Origin of the sequence: Streptomyces sp. NPDC060198 (assembly GCF_042728415.1) — a bacterium.
In the GTDB taxonomy this organism is placed as follows: domain Bacteria; phylum Actinomycetota; class Actinomycetes; order Streptomycetales; family Streptomycetaceae; genus Streptomyces.
In genome coordinates, this window is record NZ_JBHWZJ010000324.1 from 1 (window position 1) to 7,900 (window position 7,900).

Genomic DNA, 7,900 nt, shown 5'->3' on the forward strand with positions numbered 1-7,900 from the left:
GCTTCGTTCACGTACGAGAACGGATGACCCCCGCATGCCAGTTCCCCCCCCCCCCCGCCCCCCCCCCCGCCCCGCGGGCCGCCCCCCCCCCCGGGCCCCCCCCGCCGACGGCCGGGGCCCGACGGACTCCCCCGAGCACCGTCAGGTCCGCGAGCGCCTCGGACGCCGTCACCGGGTCCAAGGCGCCGAACATGTGGTGGTACGTCCCGTGGGGCCAGTGGTCCCCCGGGCGGTCGTCGAGCCAGACCGCTTCCAGCCGCTGCTCGGGGAAGGCCTCCGGGGAGCCGGCCACGATGCCCTCGTAGAAGCCGACGACGAGGAACAAGTCCTCGCCGAGGCGTTTGGAGATCCAGCCCTCGACCCCGGCGTCCTGCGGCGCGCCACGTTCCCAGCCGCGCCGCTCCAGGCCCAGCACCGCGACCGTGGGCACGGTCACGCCCTCGAAGCGCGTCAGCCGGTTGCTCGTGCGCTCCTCGTCCGTCAGAACGAAGACCTCGCGCTCCAGTTGGGCGAACGGCTGGGACAGCTCCTGGCGGGCGAAGACCTCGGACCAGGTCTTCAGCCCGTCGCCGAGGCGGAGCGGGTGGGCCAGCCGGACCGAACCGCGAGGGGGCAGCGCGAACGCTTGGTCGCGCACGTCGGCCAACGTCCTCTCCCCGGTGACCCGGAAGGCGGTCGTCGCACCCCGGGACTCGCTCAGCCACACCAGCCGCCGCACCAGGTGCCCCACCAACGGATGGGCGACGAACAGGTCCTGGAACTCCCGCGCCGTCCAGGTCCGGCCCGAGACCATCGCCGCCTCCAGGCGTCGCACCTGTCCGGAGGCGACGGCCCGCACGTCCTTCTTCAGCGCCAGGAACCTCTTGCGTCCCTCCGTGGCCAGATCCCCGTCGTCCCGGGCCACGGGGGCCGGCAGATCCTTGCGCCGTTTCCCCGCCCCGTCCAGGACGTACGGGCCGAGGCGTTCGTCGAAGCCGACGGTGAACCGGCGCGGGCCGTAGTCCACGACCGTCGAACCGTCCGCGTCCAGCCCGAAGTCCGGCACCAGCCGGTCCGACAGCTGTTCGGCGGTGAGTCCCAGCACCGCGGCCACCTCGGCGATCTTCTCCTGGGCGCGCGTCTTCAACGCCTTGAACTTCACCCGCTGTCCGATGTCGTGCAGTTGCAGCAGTGCCACCTCGCTGCCGATCGCCGCCAGCACGTCCAGTCCTTCGACCGCCCGGTGGTGCGCGCCCTCGCCCGGCCAGGCGCGGACGACGGGTGTGAGCCGCCGGACGGTCTCGTCGTTCCCGACCTCGCCCAGGACGTACAACGCCCACGACTCCCTGGCCGGAAGCCGCGCGTCGAGCCACTGCTCGAAGACGGCCCAGGCGAACCCGGCGAGCGAGTCCGGCGCGGTGGCCGCGCGGAGCGCGGCGACACCCGGGTAGACCTCGCCCGGCCGTGAGAGCGCGAACATCGTCAGGGCGTTGCGCACCACCCCGGCGGGCAGCGCCTCACCGGTACGCGTCAGCAGTTGCGGCAGGAGCCCCGGCTCCGCCCAGTTCGGCAGAACCGGCAGCTTTTCCGGCAGCGCCCGCTCCAACGGGTCGCTGACCAGCAGCGCCTCCACCGAGCGCACCGCGTCGGCGCCGTACCGGTCCGCGGCCTCGTGGACCGTCCGCTCGCCGTGCACCGCCGCGATCTGGAGGAGCGCCCGTTCGGCCGCACGCCGAGGGGCACCCGGCTTGCCGACCGCGTCCGGTACCAGGAACACCGCTGCTGCGGCGCCGTGGCGCGCGAACCACGTCCGGGTCGTCGCGGCGGTGGACTTCAACCGGGCCGCCCAGTCGGCCATGTGCCGGGCGACGGCCGCGTCCACGAACGGCAGGAACAGCGCAGCCATGGTGCTCGGCTGGCGGGGGACGGTGCGCAGCAGGAGCGGCAGCGCGTCGATCCCGAAGCGCGCGACGATCGGCCGGAGGGTGTCCGCCCCGTCCCAGAGGTCCGTCGGCCCCCACGTGGCCAGGGCCGGTGCGACGCGCTCCACGGGTGCGTGCAGGAAGATCCAAGCAGGCCGCAGCCCGGTGCTGTTCAGCCCTTCGAGCTGGGAGGAGAACACCTTCTCGTAATCGCCGTCGTGCTGGGGGCGGGTGTACCAGGTGGAACAGCGCGCCCACTCCTCCTGCTCGCCCGGGAGCCAGCGCAGCTCCGGCGCGGGGAGCGCGTCCTCGCCGGTGCTGACCGGAGTGGCGGCGCCCGCGCGCGGGCGGCACCACGGGGGCTGCGTGAGCTCGGGGGGCAGGGAAGCGAGGGACGCCTCGGGGAAGCGGGACACAGGGTTCAGCAGCGGGCCCACCACCTCCGCCAGATCTTTCGGGAGCGTCGGCAGCAGGGCGGACACCAGCGGGCGGTGGGTGTTGATGTGGGCGTGCAGCAGCTGCCGCGAGGCACGCGACCTCGTGGGGGTGTTGTACCGGACGTCGGCGGAGAGCAGCCGCAGGGCCCGTACCGGATAGCGGCGCATCGCGTCGAGCAGTGCCGCGCGGACCTGCTTCAGCTCCTTGTGGTGGAGGAGGACGTTGAAGGCCTCGTCGGTGGGGAGTTCGGTGAGCGCCGCGGAGACAGCCTTGACGCCCTCGGAGTAGTGCTGGCCGTGGTCGAGGTACTTCCGGAGCATCGGTGCGACGGCCGTCCCGAGGCCGTCGGCGAGTGTCGCGATCACGGCGAGGGTGTGGTCCGGACGGTACGACAGCCGGGCCAGCTGGTCGGCCGACGTCAGGGAGCAGAGCACCATGCGCTGCAGGACGTAGTGGTCCTCGGCGAGCACGGCCGGCTCCGACAGGAGGGCGTCGACCCACTCCGTCTCGCTCGGGGCCAGGAAGGCGGCGGTGATCCGGTGGTGGCAGTCCCCGCGGGCGGCCTCCAGCGCCGCCACGGTGGCGCGGTAGGTGGGCTCGTCCGCCGCGGCGATGTGGGCGCGGGCCCGGGCGGCCACGTTCAGCGAGCCGTGGTGCCAATGCAGGGAGGAGGAGAGGGAGACCCGCTTCAGCGCACCCTTCACCCGCCGTCCCAGGGCGTGGTAACTGTGCGCCTTGATGGTCTGGAGCTCCTGGGCCGCGCGTGCGGCGAAGGGCAGCCCGCACTCCGCCACCCAGGTGTCCACCCAGCTCGAAGGAGCCGTCTCCCCCAAGGAGACGACGGCCGCCAGCGCGGCGGCCCCGGCGGGTGAGGGGCTGCCGGCGAGATGGGCCCGGGTCGCCTCGACGAGGTCGGGGTCCGAGCCGGGCTCGGTGAGTATCAGCTCGATCCAGGCCGCCTCACCGGCGATCCGCTCCCCGACCTGCGCCAAGGTCTCCTCGGTGGGCCTGCTCAGGGGCCGGGCGCAGCCGCCCCGCCGGGGGTAGAGCACCCGGCGCCAGCTCAGCGGGAGTTCGAAGGTGTCCTCGTCCGGCAGTGCCGGCGCTCCCCGCACAGCGGACCGGACGGCGGCCACGGGCACCGCGTGGGGGTGCGCGGTGGCGGTGGACAGGGGCGCGGTCGGTGCGGAGGCGGACGCCGCCACCTCCTCGTACCCCTTGCGCACCTTCTCCGCTATGGTCCTGCGGACCTTCGCGTGCGCGGCCTCCTCGGAGGCGTACTCCTGCGTCCGGGTGCGTCCTTCGGACCCGCAGCGGCCGTACCGCACGGTGACCGCGACGCCGACCGCCCCGGTCTCCCAGAACTTCGGCGCAGTGCCTTCCACCAGCTCCCAGCGCCGCATCCGCGCCGCCCCCTCAACCTCAGTACGGCCCGCCGAGCGGCGGGTCTCCCGATCGCTGCATTCATTCTGGAACCGACCACCGACAGTGCCGTGCGACGGAGGGCCGGACCTCGGAGTACGGGTCCCGGCCGACCGGGTCGAGGGGGTCCCTCAGGGAGTGGAGACCGCCCGTCGGCCGCCGAGGGCTCCCCAGCTCGGCGTCACCCCGGCCACCTGGCACACCATCAGGAACAGCGGGATCGGAGGCGTGTAGGGGGTGCGGCTGTCCGGCCCGTGGATGAGCCGGGGCCGGGGAACCGGTACGAGGCCCCCGGTGGCGTAGGAGACCGGCTCGGGCCAGTCCAGGTCCTGGTCGGACCCTGAAGGAACGATCCACCACCACACGTCGGCGGCCTCGAACACGCACCCGGTACGGGGCAGATGGGACAGGAGGTGGAATCCGTGCCGGGCGGGGACGCCCACCGCGTCGTACCCCAGGCTGGTGCTCAGCTCCGGGGGCAGCGGCAGCCGCGCCCGCGCGGGACCCGCGTCGCCCTCGTCCTTCGCGGTCCGGGGAGCGTGGTGGTCCCCGCGCAGCCGGGACAGCGCGGCCCTCAACACGGTTGCTCCGCGCCGAGCCGCTCAAGGGCTCCGATACCTTCACCATCCGGTCCGCGCACTCCGGTGGCCGGGGCCGGCCAAGCGGAGCGACGACCGGACGCCGCGGCCCCGTAACGGGACCCCGCGGGCCGGGGGATGGGCGCACTGCCAGGTGCCACGACCGAATCCTCACAGTGGTTGTCACGTCACGCCCGACCTCGACGCAAAGGAGAGGACGTGACCGAACGAATTGGTTCAGTCACCAACTCTCCCCCTGTCGCGGACACTTGGCAAGGGGCACTCTGAAAATTGCAGAGTGGCCGTGTATTTGTCGCCACCCGCATGGCACACTGCTGACAGAAGAGACCATCGGAGGTCCGAAGTGAGCGAGCCCCGGTCAGCCCCGACCGTGGGGCAGGTCGTCCTCGGCAGGCGCCTGCAGGACCTGCGGGAGCGTGCCGGACTGACCCGCGACCAAGCGGCCAAGGTGCTCCGCGTCGCGTCCGCCACGGTCCGGCGGATGGAGACGGCCGAGGTCGCCCTCAAAATTCCCTACGTGCAGGCCCTGTTGCGTGCGTACGGGATCGGCGAGGAAGAGAACGACGCGTTCGTCGAGCTCGCCGAAGAGGCCAACAAGCCCGGTTGGTGGCAGCGTTACCACGACGTGCTGCCCGACTGGTTCAGCATGTACGTCAGCCTGGAGGGCGCGGCGAGCCTGCTGCGCATGTACGAACCGCACTTCGTGCCCGGACTCCTCCAGACCGAGGACTACGCCCGCTCCGTGATGCTGAGCGGCGCGATCGGCCAGTCCCGCCCCGAGGACATCGAGCGGCACGTCGCCCTGCGGATGGAGCGGCAGAGCCTGCTCGCGAAGGCGGACGCCCCGAGGCTGTGGGTGGTCATGGACGAGACCGTGCTGCGGCGGCCGGTCGGCACTCCCGAGGCCATGCGCGCACAGATCGACAAGCTTCTCGAAGCCTCCGAACAGACGCACATCACCCTCCAGATCGCGGAGTTCGCGACGGGCCACCACCCCGCGACCTACGGTCCGTTCGTGCTCTTCCGCTTCGGCGTGCCCGAACTCCCGGACATGGTCTTCAGCGAGTACCTGACCGGCGCCGTCTACTTCGACACGCGCCCGGAGGTGGCTTCCTACCTCGAGGCCATGGACCGCATGGCGGCCCAGGCCGCGACTGCACGACGCACGAAGGACATCCTCCGGGATTTCCGCAAGGAGCTGTGATGAGCGACATCTACAACGGCATGCCGGCCGCGGCCCTCGGCCTCGAGGGCTGGGCCAAGCCCTGGAGCGGGGGGAACGGAGGCAACTGCGTCGAGACCCTGAAACTGGCGGACGGCAGGGTCGCCGTCCGCCAGTCCGCGGACCCCGACGGGCCGGCGCTCATCTACTCCACCGGCGAGATGGCCGCCTTCATCCAGGGTGCCAAGACCGGCCAGGCCGACTTCCTGCTGACCTGACCTGACCTGATCGGTCCGACTCGACCCGTGTCCGACCGGCCCTCGTCCGACCTGGGCTCGCCCGACCCGGCCCAGCAGGTCGCCCCCGCGCTCACGCCGGCCGGAGTGGGGATGCCCCTCACTCCGGCCGGGCGATGGCCTCCAGCAGCGCGGCACTCTCCCCGGGGCTCAGCGCAACCGTCCCCAGGTGCTCGAAGAGCGACCTGTACTCCAGGGTCTCCGCCTCCGAGTCCAGGAACAGATCCCCCGCCCTCGCGTCCACCCAGACCAACTCCGCGTCCCGCGCGTCCGGGAAGTCCAGGTGGACGAAGCTCCCGGCGCCCATTCCGGCGTGGGCCCCCGCACCGAACGGGATCACCTGCACGGTCGTCCGCGGCTCCCGCGCGATCCGCAGCAGATGCCCGGCCTGTTCGCGCATCACCCCGGTCCCGCCGACCGCCCGTCGTAGGGCGGCTTCGTCCATGACCACGCGGAGCCTCGGGGCGTCGGGGGCCGCCAGCATGTCCCGGCGCTCCGTCCGCACCCGGACGCGCTCGTCGATCTCCGCCCGCCCGGCCCCGGGCAGCGCGGCCCCGATCACCGCCCGTGCGTAGCGCTCGGTCTGGAGCGGTTCCGGTACGAACATCGATTCGTAGGCGCGTACCGTACGCGCCTCGGCCTCGAAACCGAGATACGCGAGGTACCCCTCCGAAAAACCGGCGAACCCGGAAAGCCCTGAGGCCCCTGCGCAACCGGCGGATCCTGCGGATCCGGCCGGCTCGGCGCCGTACGGCCGCAGCCGGCTCCGGTCGTCCGCGAGGCGCTGCGCAACGAGCAGGTCCGCGCGCTGCGTGTCGCCCGCTCCGTACGCGTCCATCAGCGCCGCCAGCGTCCTCTGCTGGGGGCGGGCCCGTGCCTTCTCGATCCGGTACAGCGTCACCACGTTGATCCCGGTCCGCCCGGCGACCTGCTCGCGCGTCAGGTCGGCCTCGGCGCGCAGCCGCTGGAGTGCGGCGGCCAGCCGCCGCAGCCTGACCGTGGGAGGTGGTGCCTGCCGCCTGTCCGACACGGTGTGCGCCTTCCTGTTCCGGGAGTACCTGGTGTCGCGGAGTCTGGCCGGTGACGGGGGCTCACCTCAAACCGGCGGGTGACGCAATCCGGGAGAACGCAACCCTTGCGTTTCACGCTCCGGAGATGCATGCTGGGGGTATGGTCACTCAAAGTGAGTGAATCATTGCGCAGAGAGAGGGGCGCGGGCATGGTCGAGCACGCGTGTGCGGACGGGAGCGGGCGGGACGCCCCGATGACGATGACCCCGCGCTGTGTCGACTGCGGCGGACCGGTCCCCGGCGAGGTGGTCGTCGTGGTGTTCGGGGACAACGCCACCGGCGTTCGCGCATACGGATACGCCCACCCGGCCGGATCGCCCGACTGTGCGCGTGCGCCCTCCGCCGCGGCCGGCAGGCGGCGCCGCCGGACGGCCGCGACAGTGGACTTCCCCGGGCAGAGGTGAGGGCCGCCGCGCGGACGCCTCCTGGGGTTCCGGCCAGGCACCGCCGACCGCGCGCGGCAGGCACTGCCGCCCGCGCGACCGGAGTGACCGGCCCCCGAGCGACAATGGGCGCATGTCACGACGCACCGCCCGCCGCACACCGCCCGTCCCCTCTGCCCCGCGCGTCACCCCGGACGCCCCCTGCCCCTGCGGTCTGCCCGCTTCCTACGGTGCGTGCTGCGGCCGGTACCACGCGGGTACGGCCGCCGCGCCCACCTGCGAGGCCCTGATGCGGTCGAGGTACGCGGCCTTCGCAGTCCGGGACGCAGGCTATCTGCTGCGCACCTGGCACCCGGCGACCCGTCCGCCGGCCGTGGAGCTGGATCCCGGCACGCGCTGGGACCGGCTGGAGATCCTGGAGACCACCGAGGGCAGCGCGTTCCACACCAGGGGCACCGTCACCTTCCGCGCCCACTTCACCGAGGGGGGACGGCCCGGCAGCATGTACGAGCGGAGCGCCTTCGTCCGCCACGAAGGCGCCTGGGTCTACGAGGACGGCGAGTTCCCGGAGTGAACCCGGCGGCGGCCCCCTCCCCGTGACCGGAACCGGGACCGGACCGGGAGGGGGC

7 protein-coding genes are annotated in these 7,900 nt (G+C 72.8%); 4 read left to right on the forward strand and 3 right to left on the reverse strand.

The annotated features are described in order from the left end of the window. Nucleotides 1–7 precede the first annotated feature (7 nt). Both ACFWEP_RS27930 and ACFWEP_RS27935 read right to left on the reverse strand, forming a co-directional pair. The gene (locus ACFWEP_RS27930; protein ID WP_387374023.1) at nt 8–3,742 is read right to left on the reverse strand and encodes a DUF4132 domain-containing protein; all 3,735 of its coding nucleotides are present in this window, start codon (nt 3,740–3,742) and stop codon (nt 8–10) included. Between the two features lie 150 nt (nt 3,743–3,892). Next, the gene (locus tag ACFWEP_RS27935; RefSeq protein WP_387374025.1) at nt 3,893–4,342 is read right to left on the reverse strand and encodes a hypothetical protein; all 450 of its coding nucleotides are present in this window, start codon (nt 4,340–4,342) and stop codon (nt 3,893–3,895) included. Nucleotides 4,343–4,703: 361 nt separating this feature from the next. Between ACFWEP_RS27935 and ACFWEP_RS27940 the strand changes: the two genes are divergently transcribed. Next, a complete protein-coding gene (locus tag ACFWEP_RS27940) occupies nt 4,704–5,564 on the forward strand; it encodes a helix-turn-helix transcriptional regulator (RefSeq protein WP_328718278.1) in 861 nt (286 codons plus the stop codon). Further along, on the forward strand, nt 5,564–5,800 hold the full coding sequence (locus ACFWEP_RS27945) for a DUF397 domain-containing protein (RefSeq protein WP_328718277.1): 237 nt from the start codon (nt 5,564–5,566) through the stop codon (nt 5,798–5,800). Before ACFWEP_RS27940 ends, ACFWEP_RS27945 begins: the two co-directional genes overlap by 1 nt. Nucleotides 5,801–5,918: 118 nt before the next feature. On the opposite strand, the gene ACFWEP_RS27950 is transcribed toward ACFWEP_RS27945, so the two are convergent. Beyond that, nucleotides 5,919–6,848, reverse strand: a complete 930-nt coding sequence (locus tag ACFWEP_RS27950; RefSeq protein ID WP_387374027.1) for a helix-turn-helix domain-containing protein — start codon at nt 6,846–6,848, stop codon at nt 5,919–5,921. Nucleotides 6,849–7,037: 189 nt separating this feature from the next. Between ACFWEP_RS27950 and ACFWEP_RS27955 the strand changes: the two genes are divergently transcribed. Then, on the forward strand, nt 7,038–7,292 hold the full coding sequence (locus tag ACFWEP_RS27955) for a hypothetical protein (protein ID WP_387374029.1): 255 nt from the start codon (nt 7,038–7,040) through the stop codon (nt 7,290–7,292). Between the two features lie 112 nt (nt 7,293–7,404). After that, the gene (locus ACFWEP_RS27960; protein WP_387374031.1) at nt 7,405–7,845 is read left to right on the forward strand and encodes a YchJ family protein; all 441 of its coding nucleotides are present in this window, start codon (nt 7,405–7,407) and stop codon (nt 7,843–7,845) included. The last annotated feature ends 55 nt before the right edge of the window (nt 7,846–7,900 follow it).

Bases quoted from the DNA above. Each gene is read 5' to 3' on its own strand.
- ACFWEP_RS27930 (WP_387374023.1), bottom strand. From the start codon at position 3,742: ATGCGGCGCTGGGAGCTGGTGGAAGGCACTGCGCCGAAGTTCTGGGAG.
- ACFWEP_RS27945 (WP_328718277.1), top strand. From the start codon at position 5,564: ATGAGCGACATCTACAACGGCATGCCGGCCGCGGCCCTCGGCCTCGAG.
- ACFWEP_RS27955 (WP_387374029.1), top strand. From the start codon at position 7,038: ATGGTCGAGCACGCGTGTGCGGACGGGAGCGGGCGGGACGCCCCGATG.
- ACFWEP_RS27960 (WP_387374031.1), top strand. From the start codon at position 7,405: ATGTCACGACGCACCGCCCGCCGCACACCGCCCGTCCCCTCTGCCCCG.